Genomic DNA, 16,408 nt, shown 5'->3' with positions numbered 1-16,408 from the left:
GTCCTGGGCGGTTTAGAAGAACCAAAAGAAGGGAAAAGTAGAAATAAAAAACGGTTAGGTAAAAAATATTTAAAGGGAAAAAGGATTTTTTAAAACAGAAAGCCAATTATATTTCATAAACCCATAGAGCAGCGAGGAGGTCTTGTTTTAATGAAGGTTTACCCCACGGAAAGTATTCGCAACGTCAGCATCGTAGCCCACGGCGGTGCTGGCAAAACTAGTCTCACTGAGGCGCTTCTGTACAATGCAGGAGCCACTAAACGGCTGGGCCGGGTAGAGGAAGGCAATACCGTCACCGACTTTCATCCTGAAGAAGTCAAGCGCAAGGTAACCATTAACACTTCCCTGGCTTTTTGCGAGTGGAAGGATAACAAGATAAATCTGCTGGATACCCCCGGTTATGCCGACTTTTTCGGCGATGTGCTAGCCAGCTTGCGGGTAACGGATAGTTTGGTGGTGGTCTTGAGCGCCGTAGCCGGAGTAGAAGTGCAGACGGAGATCGTGTGGGAGCACGCCGATGCCCAGGGGCTACCGCGCCTGGCCTACATCAATAAAATGGACCGCGAAAACGCCAATTTCCACCGGGCCCTGGAATCCATGAAAGAACGTCTGAGCGGCAATATTGTTCCCGTGCAGCTACCCATAGGAGCAGCCGAAACCTTCAGCGGGATAATCGACGTGCTGGGCCTCAAAGCCTATTCCTACCAGGACGGCAAGGCCCAGGAAATACCCATACCAGCCGAATACCAAGAGGAAGTAAAATCCATACGGGAATCCTTAATCGAAGCGGCTGCCGAAGGCGATGACGAGCTCTTAATGAAATACCTGGAAGGTGAGGAGCTGACGCCGGAAGAAGTCCGCCGCGGTTTTAAACAGGCCGTGGCCAGCGGGAAAGTGATACCGGTGCTCTGCGGTTCCGCCCTTAAGAATATAGCTGTGGCGCCTCTGCTGGACTTTATCGTTGATTTCCTGCCGTCCCCAGCCTCCCGGGCGGGGAAATCCGGAGCCGAATTAGAAAAAGAACCCCTCTCCGCTCTGATCTTTAAAACCTTGGCCGACCCCTATGTAGGAAAACTTAGCATATTCCGTGTCTACAGCGGCATTTTCCGGCCCGATTCCACCGTATACAACGCCAACAAAGAGAGCGAAGAAAAAATAGGGTCTATCTTCACCCTGCAGGGCAAAAATCAGGTACCGGTAACCGAACTAAAACCCGGAGATCTAGGGGCCGTCACCAAGCTAACCGTTTCCTCCACCGGCGATACTCTGACCACCAAGGCCCATCCGGTGCTGCTGGAAGGTATAACCTTCCCCGAGCCTACGCTGCCGGTAGCCATCAAGCCCAAGAGCAAAGGAGATGAGGATAAGCTCAGCAACGCTCTGGCCCGTTTGTTGGAAGAGGACCCCACCCTCCGCATAGCCAAAAACAACGAGACCCGGGAAACCATCTTAACCGGCATGGGCGAACTGCACCTGGACATCACGGTCGAACGCCTCCAGTCCAAGTTCGGCGTGGAAGTAGAAATGTCCACGCCCAAGGTGCCCTACCGGGAAACCATCAAGAGTTCCGTCACCAGGGTAGAAGGCAAATACAAGAAGCAGACCGGCGGGCGCGGCCAGTACGGCCATGTCTTTATAGATATGTCGCCTCTGCCGGACAAGGAATTTGAATTCACTGAGACCATCTTCGGGGGAGCGGTGCCGCGGCAGTATATCCCGGCGGTAGAAAAGGGTATCCGCGAGGCCATGCAGGAAGGCATCCTGGCCGGCTATCCCGTTACCAATATTAAAGTAAACCTGGCCGACGGTTCCTACCACTCCGTAGACTCCTCGGAGCTGGCCTTTAAGATCGCAGCCGGCATGGCCTTCAAAAAAGCCATGGAGCAGGCCAAACCGGTACTTTTGGAACCCATCATGAACGTGGAGATCACCGTGCCCGAGCAATTCATGGGCGATATTATAGGCGATCTCAACGGGCGACGGGGCCGCATTCTGGGCATGGAGCCCAACGGCAAAAACCAGGTCATCCGGGCCCAAGTTCCCCTGGCGGAAATGTACCGCTACGCCATCGATCTCAAATCCCTCACCCAGGGCCGCGGCCATTTCCGCATGGAGTTTGACCACTACGAGGAAGTGCCGGCGGGCATTGCCGAAAAAATTATCCAGGCAGCCAGGGCTGCCCGGGATAAAGAAGAGTAACTGAAGGCTTTATAAGGGGAGCGGTGAACAACCGACGTATCCAGGCTTGAAACTTAGGCCTGCTTGGACTTGAAAGCGAGCGAACAAGCCTTCGCGGTAGCCAAACTTAAGCTTCGGCCGAAAGCTTAAGAAGGGGTCGAGGATAGAGAGGCCTAAGACCGGCCCTATCGGCAAGGATGCCAGCTGACGAGGAACCCCGCCTTAAGCTTTTAGGCCGAGCGCTAGTTTGGCCCGCGAGGGAAACTTTCGCGAGCGAAAGCCAAGCAGGCCTAGAGGCACAACTGGGGATACGCCAGGGCTACGAGACTAAAACTCGGGATGTGCCAGTTGTACAACCGTTCCCTTTTTGGGAGGACTTTATGAGCCTGCACTTTATCCTCGGCCGCGCCGGTACGGGAAAGACGCGCTATTGCCTGGACTCCATACGGCGGGAGCTTTTGGCCGACCCGGAGGGGCCGCCCCTCGTCCTCCTGGTACCCGAACAGGCTACCTTCCAAATGGAAAAGGCCCTGGTCACCGGTCCCGACCTCCAGGGGTCGATCCGCGCCCAGGTCTTAAGCTTTCGCCGCCTGGCCTGGCGGGTGGGCCAGGAAGTAGGAGGGCTGACCAGGCCCTATATCAGCGACCTGGCCAAACACATGATCCTGCGGCGCCTGCTGGAACGCCATGAAGCAGAATTACAAATCCTGCACCTAGGTGCCTGGCGGCAGCCCGGTTTTGTGGCCGAGCTGGCCGCTGCCCTGCAGGAGCTCAAACGTTACCGCCTTAGCCCGGCAGACCTCCGGCAGGCCAGCACCTCTTTACAGGCCCAAGATCCGCACAGTCCCCTGGCCCTTAAACTCCACGACCTGGCCCTCCTGTGGGAGGAGATGGAAAAAGCTTTAGCCCCTCGTTTCCTGGACCCCGAGGATACCCTGGAGCTTCTGGCTGCCAACCTTCTCCAAGCCCAAAGCCTCCGGGGAGCCGAGGTCTGGGTGGACGGCTTTACCGGCTTCACGCCCCAGGAGTACGCCGTACTGGAGAGCCTTTTAAGAGTTTGCCGGTGCGTACATATCGCCCTCTGCCTGGACAGCCGCGAACTTCAAAAACCCGTCCTCGAAGGGGACCCCTTTTACCCCACCAGAGAGACCCTGGCCAGGCTTAAAGACCTGGCCCACCGCTTAGAAGTACCGGTAGATCCTCCCGCGGTGCTGGATCAAGAGGTACCTTACCGTTTCCTTCTGGCCGGTGAGCTGGCCTATCTGGAACGAAACTTCTTCCATCCGGCCGCTCCGGCCCGGGAGGGACCCGTGAATCACGTGCGGCTGCTGGCAGCCACGGATCGCCGGGCCGAAGTGGAGGGGGTGGCCCGAGAGATAATCCACCTTTGCCGCACCCGTGACTATCGCTGGCGGGAGATCGCCCTGCTGGTGCGCGATCTGGAGCTCTACCGGGACCTTATAGCCAACGTTTTTGCCGATTATGATATTCCCTTTTTTATTGACGCCAAGCGCCCCTTGATCCAGCATCCCCTAGTGGAGCTGGTGCGCGCTGCCCTGGAAACCGTGGCCCAGAACTGGGCTTACGATCCCCTTTTCCGCTTCTTAAAAACAGATCTGGTGCCCATAAGCAGGGAAGAAGTAGACATCCTGGAAAATTACGTCCTGGCCCATGGTATCCGGGGATCAAGCTGGCTGGACGGCCGGCCCTGGACTTATCAGCGCCGCTATACCCTGGAGGAAGAAACAGCTACGGCTGAAGATTCCTCTGACCTGGAGCAGATCAATGCCCTAAGGGATAAGGTTGTCACTTTCCTGGGCCCCCTGGACCGCGCCCTGCGCCAGGCCAGCAACTGCCGCGAGATGACCCTCGCCCTCTATAACCTCCTCCTGCGGCTAAAAGTGCCCGAGCAGCTGGAAAGCTGGCGCTCCCGGGCCGGGGCCAGCGGCCTCTGGGACGAAGCCCAGGAACACGCTCAAATCTGGGAAACCGTGGTGCAAACCCTGGAGCAACTGGTGGAAATCCTGGGAGAGGAAGCTTTGACCCTGGACGAGTACGCTAAAGTCTTAACCGCTGGCCTGGAGGGCCAGCGCCTAGGACTTATCCCCCAGGGGCTGGACCAGGTCTTGGTGACTTCCCTGGACCGCTCGCGCCACCCGGAGGTGCGGGCCGCCTTCCTCTTGGGCGCCAACGAAGGGCTTTTTCCCGCCCGTCCGGCCACCATGGGGTTCTTCAAGGATGCCGAAAGGGAAGAGCTGGAACAAAAGGGATTAAACCTGGCTCCCGGAAGCACAAGGCGCCTCCTGGATGAACAGCACCTCGTTTATATAGCCCTCACCCGCTCCAGGGAGTTCCTTTATTTGAGCTACGCCCTGGCCGATGAGGAGGGCCGGGCCTTGAGGCCCTCACCAGTGATCGGCCGAGTAAAAGCTCTCCTGCCCAGCCTCCAGGAAACCTTTCTGAGCGCAGAACCCGATCTCCAAGGGGCTTCCCCTCTAAACTTAATAGCCCGTCCGGCCCCAGCGCTCTCTTACCTGGCCGGCCGGCTGCGCCAACTTGTGGCGGGCCAAAGCCCAGATCCCGTGTGGTTCGAGGTATATAATTGGGCCCGGCAGCACCCCCTTTACCGCCAGCAGCTGGAAAAAATAATAGCCGGGATTTTTTACGCCAACCGGGAGGAGCCCCTGCAGCCCGAGGTTAGCCGCGCCCTGTACGGGGAAACCTTAAGGACCAGCGTATCCCGCCTGGAAAGATTCCGGGCCTGCCCCTTTGCCCATTTCCTGGGGGACGGCCTAAGACTTAAAGAGCGCCAGCGCTACAAACTAGTGGCGCCGGACCTGGGCCAGTTCTTCCACGCTGCTTTAAAGAAACTGGCCGAAACCCTTGAAAGAGAGCAACTGGATTGGGGCCAGTTGGAGAACAGCCACTGCCAGGAGCTTTGCCGGGAGATAGTGGCGGAACTGGCCCCCAGGCTGCAAAACGAGATCCTTTTAAGCACCGCCCGCTACCGCTATTTGACCCGCAAGCTGGAACAAACCCTAGAGCGGGCCGCTGCAGTCTTGGCTAAAGAGGCCCGGAACAGCACTTTCCGGCCGGCCGGGCTGGAAGTGGCCTTCGGCCCCCAGGGCCAGCTGCCTCCTCTAAGGATAACTATGCCCGGAGGACAAGTGCTGGAAATATCCGGCCGCATCGACCGGGTGGACGTAGCCCCCGGCCAACAGGGCCTGTGGGTGCGCATTGTCGACTACAAATCCAGTTCCACCGATCTAAAATTGGCCGAACTGTACTGGGGCTTAAAGCTACAGCTCCTCACTTACCTGGAAGTCCTTCTAACCCATGGTCAGGACCTCCTCGGGCAGCCCTGCCTGCCGGCCGGAGTTCTCTATTTCCCGGTGATAAACCCCCTGGTAAGGAGCCCCGGCCCTTCCCAGGATATTGATATAGAAGAAGAGCTGCTGAAAAAGTTCAAAATGAAGGGGCTACTCCTGGGCGATCCCGGCGCTTTAAGCCTTATGGACAACCGTTGGCCCCAGCCTTCTCCCCTTCTGCCGGGGAGCAGGTCTTCTACATTATCCCCGGAACAGTTCGCTCTACTCCGGCAACACCTGCGAAGGATCTTGGAAGACACCGGCCGGCAGATCCTGGAGGGGGTCATCAGCATATCCCCCTACCGCTGGAAAGGCTCTTCGCCCTGTCCGTACTGCCCTTACCGTCAGGTCTGCGGCTTTGACCCCCTCTTGCCCGGCAATAGCTATCGCTTTTTACACGATCCGGATAACAAAAGCCTCTGGGAGAAACTGCGGGTTTCGCGGATATCTGCCAACGAGCAAGTAATATAACGAAACCCATATAGAGGAGAAACCGGTGAAAATGAACTGGACCGCGGAGCAAAGGGAAGCCATACAAGCGAGAGGTTCTAACCTCTTAATATCCGCCGCAGCAGGAGCGGGCAAAACAGCGGTGCTGGTCGAACGCGTTATTCAGCGCCTCACCGACCCGCGGGAAAAAACGGACCTCGACCGGCTCCTGGTGGTCACCTTCACCCAGGCGGCCGCGGCCGAAATGCGGGAGCGCATAAGCAACGCCCTGTACCAGGCACTGGCCCGAGACCCGGCCTCCTTACATCTTCGCCGCCAGATCCTGCTCCTGGAAAAAGCCAGCATCACCACCCTGCACTCCTTTTGCCTGGACCTGCTGCGGCAATACTTCTATTTTATCCGTTTGACCCCATCTTTCCGGATAATGGGGGAGATAGAGGCCGCTCTGCTGCGCCAGGAAATACTGGAACAGGTCCTGGAAGAACGCTATGCCCGGGCTTTGGAAACCAGCTCTGCCTTTGGCCGGCTGGTGGACGCCTTTGGAGGTCAGCGGGACGACCAGTTCCTTCAGGACTTGACTTTGCGCCTCTACAACTTTGCCCGCACCCATCCCTGGCCGGAATTCTGGCTTAAGCAGGTCCTGGCGGCTTATAAAAATCACGGTGTTAAGAACTTCGATGAACTTCCCTGGGTCCGCGCCTTAAAGAAAAGCCTGGCCCTGGAAATCAAAGGAGCAATAAGGGAAGCAGAGGAAGCCCTAACCCTCGCCCAAAACCCGCGGGGCCCCGCAACCTACGCGCAAGCGCTCGCCGAGGATCTCTTCCACCTCCGGCGCCTGTACCGGGCGAGCAGGGAGTCCTGGGACGAATTTTGCCAGACCGGCCAGGACATCTCCTTCGGGCAGCTGCGACGTTCTCCCAAGGATGTGGATCCTGCCCTAAAGGAGCAGGTCCAGGCCCTGCGCCAGAATTACAAAGACAAGATACGGCACTGGCAGGAGACCTATTTCTCCCACTCCGCCGCCCAGACTCTGGCCGCCCTGCAAGACCTGGCTCCCCTGGTAGAGGAGCTGGTTGACCTGGTCCTTGCTTTTGCTCAAGCTTACCAGGAAATCAAAGAGAGGCAGGGCCTGGTAGATTTTAACGACCTGGAACATTACTGCCTTAAGCTCTTGCTTGCGCCGGAAGCAGGGCCCCATAACCTGGCGCCTTCGTCCCTGGCCCGGGAACTGCAGGAGCACTTTGTAGAAGTTCTGGTGGATGAGTACCAGGATATCAATCCCTTGCAGGACCTTATCCTGCGGCTGGTCTCCCGGCAGGGAGGGGAGCGGCCCAATCTCGTCTTAATAGGCGACGTGAAACAGAGCATATACCGCTTCCGCTGGGCCGAACCCAGCCTGTTCCTGGAAAAATATTTTACTTACGATAAAGCTCCCGGCAGCCGCCACCGCCGCCTGGATCTCACCGTTAATTTCCGCAGCCGGCCGGAAATCTTGTCCGCCGTTAACTTCCTCTTCCGCCATATCATGACTGCCGAAGTAGGGGAGATAGATTACGACACCGCCGCCGAACTGCGGCCGGGAGCCGCTTATCCCGCGGCTGAAGGGGACACCTCAGCTCAACCGGTAGAGCTGCACCTGCTTATACACCAGGCTAACCGTGACGGAGAGGCGAATGGTCTGGAGGAAGGGCCTGCTCCTCAGGAACCGGAAGAACTGGAGACCGTCCAGGCAGAGGCCCGCCTAGTAGCCCACCGCATCCAGGAACTGGTGAACAGGGGCCAAATATGGGACGCCCAATACCGGTCTTACCGGCCCTTGACTTACCGCGATATTGTAATTCTCTTGCGCTCCACCCGGGGGAAAGCCGGGATCTTCCTGGAAGAACTGCGCCTGTGGGGTATCCCGGCCTACGCAGATACCGGGGAGGGCTACCTGGCAGCCCCGGAGATAGCCACTATGCTGGCCTTACTGCAAATAATAGATAATCCCTATCAAGATATTCCCCTGGCCGCTGTATTGCGTTCGCCCATAGTAGGCTTGAAGGCCGACGACCTGGCCAGGCTGCGCGCCAGGCATCCCCAGGGAGAATTCGCGGCCGCGGTGGCGGCCGAAGTGAAAACAGGGCAAGGGCCCCTGGCAGAACGCCTGGCCCAATTCTGGCAAAAACTCGAAGACTGGCGCACTCTCGCCCGGCGGGGCAAACTTTCCGACCTGATCTGGACCATATATCGCCAGACAGGCTATTACGACTGGGCAGGAGGCTTGCCGGGCGGCCAGCAGCGCCAGGCCAACCTGCGCGCTCTTATAGACCGGGCGCGGCAGTACGAACAGACTTCATTGCGCGGCCTTTTCGGATTCTTGCGCTTCATAGAGCGGCTGCAGGAAAGCGGCGAGGACCTGGCCGAAGCCCAGCCCCTGGGGGAAAAGGAAAACGTGGTGCGCTTGATGAGCGTGCACAAGAGTAAAGGCCTGGAATTCCCCGTGGTTATCCTGGCCGGCCTGGGCAGCCAGTTTAACTTAAAAGACCTGTACCAGAATGCTCTCATCCACAGAGAATGGGGCCTGGGCTTACAATTTGTAGACCCCGCAAAAAGTTTGGTTTATCCTACTTTGCTTTATATGGCGGTACGGGACGGCCTTAAAAGAGAAAACCTGGCTGAGGAGCTGCGCATCCTCTATGTAGCCTTAACCCGGGCGCGGGAAAAATTGATCCTGGTAGGAACCGTAAAGGGAGGGGAGGAGAGATTGCGCGCCTTATGGCCCACCGGAAGAGCGCAGGACCAACCCCTCCCCGTTTCCATCCTCCTTACCGCCCGGAACTATCTAGACTGGATACTGCCGGCCCTGAGGGTCGCCGACTCAGGGCCCACACGCGATGCCGGCACGTGGCAAATATACTACTGGGACCCCCGGAGCCTCCCGGCGCCGGAAGAACAAAAAGGCGGCCCTCTGGAGGAGCTGCTGCAAAGAGTCCAAAAACTGGACCCCGTACCCGTACAAAGCCCCTACCGGGAACAGGTCCTCCAGGCCCTCAACTGGAGCTACCCTTACGCGAAATATGCGACCAAATTCGCCAAGATCGCCGTCAGCGACGTAAAAAATTCCCTGGATGGTCCCCTCACCGGCGAAGAAATAGAAGTGCGGCCCTTTATGCCGGCAGTCATACGGCAGCCGCGCTTCCTTAAGCCAGTCCAGGAGCTCACCCCCTTGGAAGTGGGCAACGCTTTCCACCTGGTAATGCAGCATCTGGACTTAAGCGGGCCCCTGGATGACCAAAGCATTGCCCGGCAGGTCCAGGCGCTGGTGAAAAGGGAAATACTCACCCCCGAACAGGCGGCTGCTGTCTCCTGTTCCAGGATCGCCAATTTCTTTAAAAGCGACCTGGGACAACGCCTGCTGGCGGGGAAAAGGATCTTAAGGGAGGTACCTTTTACCCTGGGCCTGCCTGCCGGCCGCTTTTACCCGGAACTGGGAGAAGGGGAGCCTAAGGAGACCGTGGTAGTCCAAGGGATAATAGACTGCCTGGTAGACGAGGGAGAGGGCTTCTTGCTCATCGACTACAAAACCGATAAGATAGAGCCTGCCTCCTTGATGGAGGTGGCAGAACGCTACCGGCCGCAACTGGAGATCTATGCCCTGGCCGTAGAATCCATCTACCGCCGCAAAGTCAAGGATAGATACCTTTACTTTTTCTATCCCGAGGTCGCCGTGAGCTGCCCAACCTGAGTTAAATCCTATTTTATGATTCATATGTCCATAAAGCGGAGTGGAAGCGGAGAGAAAGCGGAGTGGGTCCCGGGGGTACTAATTAAATATGATTTAACTCCTAAAGCGGGTCGAATCCAGGTGCAGTTTGCCTAATGTAGATACCTTTGCTTGTCACCAAACAATATACACATTAGGCAAAAAATCATTCATTGTATGCCTGTAGTCATAACAAGTTGAAAAATAGACATTCCAAAGTATACAGCGGTCGATAAACAGGTACTGCAGGTTTCCACGCTAGTTTGGTAATTTGTCCGTTGACAAGCGCGGAGATAACGGCTAATCTGTTATTAGAAAAATAATCCTATATTGGGAGGAAAAACTCATGGAGGCATACTTTAAGTTGGTTACCAGGGGGTTAAAGGTAGTATTGAAGGGCGACCAGGAATTCGTTAGGGAAACTTTGGCTAACCCACTATTATCGGAACTTTTATACGAATTTGCAAAAGAAAGGAGTTATTTTGCCGAAAGGGAAGACAGGGCCGCGGAAGTAGGACGGGTATCCGATGAGGGCGAGGGAATGGAAAAAAATCTCGAAGCCATCCCGACTATTGCCGAACTCCGCTCCAGGGCGCTAATACAGAATAACAAAGAACTGGTTACATTGGTGGTTTATTATGCTGATTACTGCCGCAAAGAACCGCCCACCAACGAAGACCTGCGCCGCATACTCAAGGCAGACCTGCGGGAGAAATCAACCACTGTCAACAGCCTCACGACATACTTGCAGCGCGCCAAGAGAGAAGGGTGGGTGACACAGGACGGGAAAAGATGGAGGATAACGGCAACCGGCTTACAGAAAGTGCAGGAATGGCTGGAGGAATATAGTTAATTTGTCTATCGCTTCACCAGAAATGATGCACGCAAAGGTCCATACGCCTTCTACAAATTTACGTAAGCCCAAACGAAACTTAAGAAAAAAGGTCTTATGCGGTGAAAAACGATAAATTATGACCTTCTGTGGTTATTTTTCAGAATTTGACTCTTCTGGCAGGCTATTCCACAATAATAATTGAAAAGTTTGACGTTCCTTCGGGGGTGTTTAGTATGAATGCTGCTGATTACGGCTGGCTCCGGGAAAAGGAATTAGTCCGCTTAACTTGTCTCCTTCCGATTTACGGGAAAGACGATGGGGGAAACTATACCGAAGTGTGGTTCGATGACAGGCGCAAATTGGAGGTGAGAAATCGCACTAAGACGGTGGTAAATAATATCTTAGGTTTTTTGGGGATGAGTACTCGACAAGCCCTAAGCGCGTGGGGCAGGGAAGGGCGGCGACATGCTTCCCCTATCGTACTGGGCCCGCAGATGACGTTAGTACCCCTTCCTGTTCGCCGACCCCTCTTCAGAGATCAGGGCGGCACAGGGTATGTTGTGCTGCAAAAAATAATTTCCTGGGAGGAAGAACAGGAGGGCGAATTTCGTAGCAGCTTGTTGTTGGCCGGCGACCAGCGGCTGGGATGCCTGCTGAAGATAGAAAGCTTGCAGCTACGGCTCATGGAGGCCCAAAAGGTTTGGCGCCGTAGTCTGGAATTATTTAACGAATTGTCTGGGGGCCCGGATACGGGCGGTACAAATCCTTTCTTGTTTTATATTTCTCCTGAACCATGACCCCGAAGCCCACCCCCTAATCGATTATTCAGACCTCACCTTTTTGACCCAGGAGATCATCACCGACATCACCGCCGGAGAAAAACACTATGTAGATATTCTCGCCGCAGCTAGACGCGGCGAAGCTGGGGCTTATAACCGCGATATTTGACACTTACCTGGGTTTAAGCCCGGAAGAGGAGCAGGAAGTGGAGGAGATGTTACATAAGGAATTAAGTCCGGAGGAGGTGAAGAAGGTAATGGAACTCAGGACTTCGTGGCACATAAAGGGATGGCAAGAAGGGTTGCAGCAAGGGTTGGAGCAAGGCCGTAAAGTGGGCCTGGAGGAGGGCCGGAGGGAAATTTTGCTAAGGCTTTTAAAGAAGCGTTTAGGTTCTGTTTCTCCTGAGGTAGAGGAGAAAATCAAGGCTCTCTCCTTGAAGGAGCTTGACGAGCTGGCGGAGAAGATATTTGAGGTGTCCAGTGAAAGCGACGTAAAAGCTCTGCTCGGCATAGCCCATTAAAATCTAGCCGGGCCCATCCAGAGGCCCATCCCGGTTTCTCCTGGGCATACCTAATCATCTTGCCGCATGGGTAGCCAGGGGAGCCCCCCGCTAGCCATATCCAAGATAATCGTCTCCTGACACCTGCTACCACGCCACCCGCGGCGAGTTGCTGGCCGCGACTTAACTTCGAAGGTTATCCTCTAAGTGCAAAAGGCTTGCAAGGCGACGGCTTCTACTGGGCAAAGGTCGAGTTGCGTCAGCCCTTGAAGGAAATATCGGGTTTAACTTAAGGCCCGCGCTTAAGATGGGGGCCTTTATGACGGTGCGTTATATTATTATCAGCGGAGGCGTACACAAAATGTGAAGCGACAACCTGGGTCTAGGGGAACTGAATACAGTAGCACTTGGGCTGCCATAAGGCAGAGCTGGAAATGCCGTGCCCAGAACAAGCGGCAGGCCGAGGGAGAAAGACGGAGCCTTGCTCTGGACAGAGCACGGGCAGTAGCCAGGCATTTGAATGAACGTTACAGGGTGAAAAACGTCTATCTCTTTGGTTCGCTGGTTTAGGGAAAACACTTTTCTCCCCGCTCTGATATAGACCTTCTGGTTGAAGGCTTTCCTGCCCGTGCCAATTACTGGAGAACCGTGGCAGAAGCGGAGGAAATCGCCGTACCTTTTCCTGTAAGCTTGGTTCTGATGGAGGGAGCAGTGTCTTCATTGGTGGAGCGAGTAATTAAGGAAGGGATACGCCTATGACGCGAAAAGAGATACTTCTTCTTACTTATATTTTATTATTACCCGTTTAGCGGCGGAATTGGCCGCTCAAGTAATTGTTGATATGAAGGATTACCGTAATAATAGCGGGGTAGTTTGCCAAGAAGATAGCGGAAAATGGTACCGGTGCCTTAAAATTTACAAGATTAACGGCTGTGCCCGGAAACTGAAACTGGAAGAGGGCAGCACAAATAGTGAAAGAACGGCAACGGCTTAACGCCCTTCTCTTTGAGCAAGAACGCCGCTACCAAGCCAAAAGCGCAACCATTGACGCCTCCAGAAGATTGCAGGGACTTGCGCGCCAATCGGAAGAGCTGCAAGCAATAATTGATAAAATAATTCAGGAAGGTGGGGGCAAAGTACCTAAGGAGAAACTGGCTGCTCTTTTAAAAGAAGGCTATGGGCCAGGAGCCCTTACAGCCTCCAATCTGGTTCAAATAGTAAACGAGGAGTTCACCCCAATCCGCCCATTCGCCCGCGGGTTATTTCTGCCTTGCCGGCTTCCAACTCTGGCTAGCTGAAGGAAAAATAATTTTGTGACGGCCAAGGTTCGGCGATAGCAGGCTACAAGCCAGAGCTCGCAGAAGGGGTTTCTATTGGATAACTAGGACTGCTTCTTACCCTTGTGAATTCATGGATTTTCCTATACCCAGGCTTATCAGGTGAATTAAATACTGGTTGGCGCTAACTCCTTCCTTTCTGGCGTTTTCCATAACCATTTTATGAAGACTTTTGGGCATCCGCAGGGGAAAACGGCCACTGTATTCAGCCAGTTCGTCGTGCGGGTTAGAAGGTTCGGGTATAGTTAAACCCTCCTCTAAGCTAGCCTCGATCCAGCATTTCTTGGCATCCTGGGCCATCTTAATGGCCTCTTCAATTGTATCTCCAGTACCGATGCAATTGGGTAAATCAGGAAATTCGACCATATATCCACCGCCGTCTTCTTTAGGAAGGGGTTTTACTACAAACGGATACTCAAGACTGAGGTAGTAAGCCAGACCCTTATTCAAGGCAAATTCCTCCTTTACTCTTCTGCTTCTTCTATTACTCTTAATGTCATTTTTACATACACTGGCCTCATAGGATTTTGCTTGGGGAGCGTTAGCCTAATATCACCCTTTATGTAGGTATAATGGCTGCTCCCTTTGCTTGGCTGTCTACACTTGAAACCGTGTTGTCTAAGAATCTTGTCCAGATCCTCGAAATTAACATCCCAAGGATTGCGCTTTATTTTCTCTAGCAGCTTTTCTCTTTTTGTCATTGATAGTAATTCACTCCCGATAATATTATACATAATATCATATATAATGCCAAACCTGAATACTCCGGTGACCAACTGATCGGTGGAGCAGTTAACGTTTCGAGCTTCCTCTGGTCCAGGGCTCTGGTCATGGTGGGCAAAGCGGTCCTAGAGGGCAAGCGCACCAAAATTGCTACCATACCTATCGAGCTGCGCCAGCCCTTGAAAGAAATATTGGGTTTAACTTAAGGCCCGCGCACAAGTTGCGGGCCTTAAGCGTGTAGGCTCCCTTAATCCTTCAGCAGAGATAATATGACTGGCTATGTCCAGGCAGCTTTCCACTGCCAGGTGAAGGGTTAGCGATTCTTATTAGCCCCTTGCCCAAGCTTTTCACCTCTTTACACCCAAAGTAAAATAACGTAAACTAAAGAAAAAACAGGAGAAACCGGAAATGCCCATAGACCATGACGCCATATTCAAAGAGCTCATCACCAACTTCTTTAAAGAATTCATGGAGCTCTTCTTCCCCGAAGCCCACGCCTTAATCGATTATTCCGACCTGACCTTCTTGACCCAGGAGATCATCACCGACATCACCGCCGGAGAAAAGCACTATGTAGATATACTAGCCAGTGTTAAAATAAAAGGAGAAGAGGGCTATGTCCTTATCCACGTAGAGCCTCAAGCTTATAGAGAACCTGACTTTGCCCGGCGCATGTTTATATACTTTAGCCGGCTATATGAGAAATACCAGAAGAAGGTATTGCCCATAGCCGTCTTTTCATATGACAGCAAGGCTGAGGAGCCGGACAAACACGAAGTAGCCTTCTCTTTTCTTAAGGTGCTGGAGTTTAAGTTTTACAAGGTGCAACTTAAGAAGCTGCCGTGGAGGAAGTACCTAAGGAGCGACAATCCGGTGGCGGCGGCGCTTCTTAGCAAGATGGACTACAGCCCCCAGGAGAGGCGGCGGTTAAAGGTAGAGTTTACCAGGATGGTAGCCAGGATGCAGCTAGACCCGGCGAAACTGGGGCTTATAACCGCGATATTTGACACTTACCTGGGTTTAAGCCCGGAAGAGGAGAAGGAAGTGGAGGAGATGTTACATAAGGAATTAAGTCCGGAGGAGGTGAAGAAGGTAATGGAACTCAGGACTTCGTGGCACATAAAGGGATGGCAAGAAGGGTTGCAGCAAGGGTTGGAGCAAGGCCGGAAAGTGGGCCTGGAGGAGGGACGGAGGGAAATTTTGCTAAAGCAGTTAAAGAAGCGTTTAGGTTCTGTTTCTCCTGAGGTAGAGGAGAAAATCAAGGCTCTCTCCTTGAAGGAGCTTGACGAGCTGGCGGAGAAGATATTTGAGGTGTCCAGTGAAAGCGACGTGAAAGCTCTGCTCGGCATAGCCCATTAAAATCTAACCGGGCCCATCCAGAGGCCCATCCCGGTTTTTCCTGGGCATATGTAATCATCTTGCCGCCCGGATGGCCAAGGAAGCCCCCGCTAGGCATATCAAAGATAATAGTCTCCTGACAGCCCCTACCACGCCACCCGCGGCGAGTTGCTGGTGAGCAAAAACGAATGGGCGCGGTATACGTTCCTGGAGGAAACCTGGCGCGAATATTTTGACTGCCAGCCCCTATTCAGAGCCTTTTTTAACGGCCTCTTATCTTAAATGTAGCCAATATCCGGCCTGTCGCTTTTCCAAAAGTGAAAATCGTGTTGCTTTTGTTTAGCCCGGTGCTATACTGGAACTAGAAAGTAGGTGAAAGCCATGGAGGAAGTCCGAAAGGAGATTGCCGCTTCGGAAGAAGAACAGTTTCGCCGGGAGGGGCAGATGTTTTTCCTGGGGAGCTGGGTCCAGGGCGAGATAAGGGACCTGCGGGCCGAGATCCGGGAACTGCGTAAAGAACTGGAGGAAAATGTAACCCAGCTGCGGCAGGAAATAAAGGATATGGGGTCTCAATTGCGGCAAGAAATGAAAGTCGTAGAGTCTCAACTGCGGCAAGAGATGAAGTCTATGGAGTCACAATTACGGCAAGAAATGAAGGCCATAGAGTCTCAGCTAAGGCAGGATATGAAAACCATGGAGACCCAGTTGAGGCAGGAGATCAAGGCCTCGGAAAACGGCATAAGGGAAGAGATAAGGACTTTCCGTCAGGAGATAAGGGGGCTGGTATGGGCTACCATAGCCATCGCCCTCGCGGCGTTAGGCGTAAGCGTAAGTGTGGCTATAAAGATCTGGCAATAAGCAACCGCTTGCGGGTAGGTCAGCTTTTAACCCGCTCCCAAGACCTGGTCTTGCCCTGTGATATAGCCCTTTCCGCTTATGGATCTTGGTCGATAAACAGTTAGCGAAACAGAGAGATTGCAGCTAAAGAAGGCTTCAAGATGGCTAAGTCTTTCTTTTAGGCCGCGCACGTCTTGCAAGGAAGTCAACCACGTTGTCGCGCCGGGGAGGTTTGTAATTAAGAGGTGGGACCCCTGGCTTTAGTTCCAAGTTGCGATACATGTACTCTGTACCTTCGAGAGGGAAAAAATGAGTCTC

Annotated in this window: 12 protein-coding genes; 10 read left to right on the top strand and 2 right to left on the bottom strand. The window is 54.0% G+C overall.

All coding sequences use genetic code 11. The features are described from left to right. Positions 1–150: 150 nt before the first annotated feature. The 8 genes from fusA to AC1BI1_RS11655 all read left to right on the top strand — a co-directional run bounded on the left by fusA (position 151) and on the right by AC1BI1_RS11655 (position 13,153). Positions 151–2,199, top strand: coding sequence for an elongation factor G (gene fusA / locus AC1BI1_RS11690; RefSeq protein WP_476717479.1), 2,049 nt, complete (start codon positions 151–153; stop codon positions 2,197–2,199). 359 nt (positions 2,200–2,558) lie between these two features. Further along, entirely contained in the window at positions 2,559–6,017 is a 3,459-nt protein-coding gene (addB, locus tag AC1BI1_RS11685; protein WP_476717478.1) for a helicase-exonuclease AddAB subunit AddB, read from the top strand. A gap of 31 nt (positions 6,018–6,048) precedes the next feature. After that, the gene (gene addA, locus AC1BI1_RS11680; RefSeq protein WP_476717477.1) at positions 6,049–9,723 is read left to right on the top strand and encodes a helicase-exonuclease AddAB subunit AddA; all 3,675 of its coding nucleotides are present in this window, start codon (positions 6,049–6,051) and stop codon (positions 9,721–9,723) included. Positions 9,724–10,087: 364 nt separating this feature from the next. After that, complete coding sequence (locus tag AC1BI1_RS11675; RefSeq protein WP_476717476.1) at positions 10,088–10,594, top strand: hypothetical protein; 507 nt, start codon at positions 10,088–10,090, stop codon at positions 10,592–10,594. A gap of 215 nt (positions 10,595–10,809) precedes the next feature. Further along, a complete protein-coding gene (locus AC1BI1_RS11670) occupies positions 10,810–11,373 on the top strand; it encodes a hypothetical protein (protein WP_476717475.1) in 564 nt (187 codons plus the stop codon). 197 nt (positions 11,374–11,570) lie between these two features. Beyond that, positions 11,571–11,876 (top strand): DUF4351 domain-containing protein, encoded by a 306-nt coding sequence (locus AC1BI1_RS11665; RefSeq protein WP_476717474.1) that lies wholly within the window; start codon positions 11,571–11,573, stop codon positions 11,874–11,876. Positions 11,877–12,218: 342 nt separating this feature from the next. Beyond that, positions 12,219–12,425, top strand: coding sequence for a hypothetical protein (locus tag AC1BI1_RS11660; protein WP_476717473.1), 207 nt, complete (start codon positions 12,219–12,221; stop codon positions 12,423–12,425). Positions 12,426–12,826: 401 nt separating this feature from the next. Beyond that, positions 12,827–13,153 carry a hypothetical protein gene (locus AC1BI1_RS11655; protein WP_476717472.1) on the top strand — a complete coding sequence of 109 codons (327 nt, stop codon included), beginning with the start codon at positions 12,827–12,829 and terminating at the stop codon, positions 13,151–13,153. A 96-nt stretch (positions 13,154–13,249) separates the two neighbouring features. Here the strand turns inward: AC1BI1_RS11655 and AC1BI1_RS11650 are convergent, their stop codons facing one another. Then, positions 13,250–13,642, bottom strand: coding sequence for a type II toxin-antitoxin system HicB family antitoxin (locus AC1BI1_RS11650; protein ID WP_476717471.1), 393 nt, complete (start codon positions 13,640–13,642; stop codon positions 13,250–13,252). 14 nt (positions 13,643–13,656) lie between these two features. Continuing rightward, a complete protein-coding gene (locus AC1BI1_RS11645; RefSeq protein WP_476717470.1) occupies positions 13,657–13,893 on the bottom strand; it encodes a hypothetical protein in 237 nt (78 codons plus the stop codon). Between the two features lie 430 nt (positions 13,894–14,323). Between AC1BI1_RS11645 and AC1BI1_RS11640 the strand changes: the two genes are divergently transcribed. Both AC1BI1_RS11640 and AC1BI1_RS11635 read left to right on the top strand, forming a co-directional pair. Beyond that, positions 14,324–15,274 (top strand): Rpn family recombination-promoting nuclease/putative transposase, encoded by a 951-nt coding sequence (locus AC1BI1_RS11640; RefSeq protein WP_476717469.1) that lies wholly within the window; start codon positions 14,324–14,326, stop codon positions 15,272–15,274. 360 nt (positions 15,275–15,634) lie between these two features. Beyond that, the gene (locus AC1BI1_RS11635) at positions 15,635–16,111 is read left to right on the top strand and encodes a DUF1640 domain-containing protein (protein WP_476717468.1); all 477 of its coding nucleotides are present in this window, start codon (positions 15,635–15,637) and stop codon (positions 16,109–16,111) included. Positions 16,112–16,408: the final 297 nt, after the last annotated feature.

The sequence above is a fragment of the Thermanaeromonas sp. DSM 22490 genome, assembly GCF_056378755.1.
Note: the sequence above shows the minus strand (reverse complement) of the source record. Positions and strands in the feature narration are given on the sequence as shown.

Excerpts from the sequence above, each read along its gene's own strand:
- fusA (WP_476717479.1), top strand. The coding sequence starts at position 151 with ATGAAGGTTTACCCCACGGAAAGTATTCGCAACGTCAGCATCGTAGCC.
- addB (WP_476717478.1), top strand. The coding sequence starts at position 2,559 with ATGAGCCTGCACTTTATCCTCGGCCGCGCCGGTACGGGAAAGACGCGC.
- addA (WP_476717477.1), top strand. The coding sequence starts at position 6,049 with ATGAACTGGACCGCGGAGCAAAGGGAAGCCATACAAGCGAGAGGTTCT.
- AC1BI1_RS11675 (WP_476717476.1), top strand. The coding sequence starts at position 10,088 with ATGGAGGCATACTTTAAGTTGGTTACCAGGGGGTTAAAGGTAGTATTG.
- AC1BI1_RS11670 (WP_476717475.1), top strand. The coding sequence starts at position 10,810 with ATGAATGCTGCTGATTACGGCTGGCTCCGGGAAAAGGAATTAGTCCGC.
- AC1BI1_RS11665 (WP_476717474.1), top strand. The coding sequence starts at position 11,571 with ATGTTACATAAGGAATTAAGTCCGGAGGAGGTGAAGAAGGTAATGGAA.
- AC1BI1_RS11645 (WP_476717470.1), bottom strand. The coding sequence starts at position 13,893 with ATGACAAAAAGAGAAAAGCTGCTAGAGAAAATAAAGCGCAATCCTTGG.
- AC1BI1_RS11640 (WP_476717469.1), top strand. The coding sequence starts at position 14,324 with ATGCCCATAGACCATGACGCCATATTCAAAGAGCTCATCACCAACTTC.
- AC1BI1_RS11635 (WP_476717468.1), top strand. The coding sequence starts at position 15,635 with ATGGAGGAAGTCCGAAAGGAGATTGCCGCTTCGGAAGAAGAACAGTTT.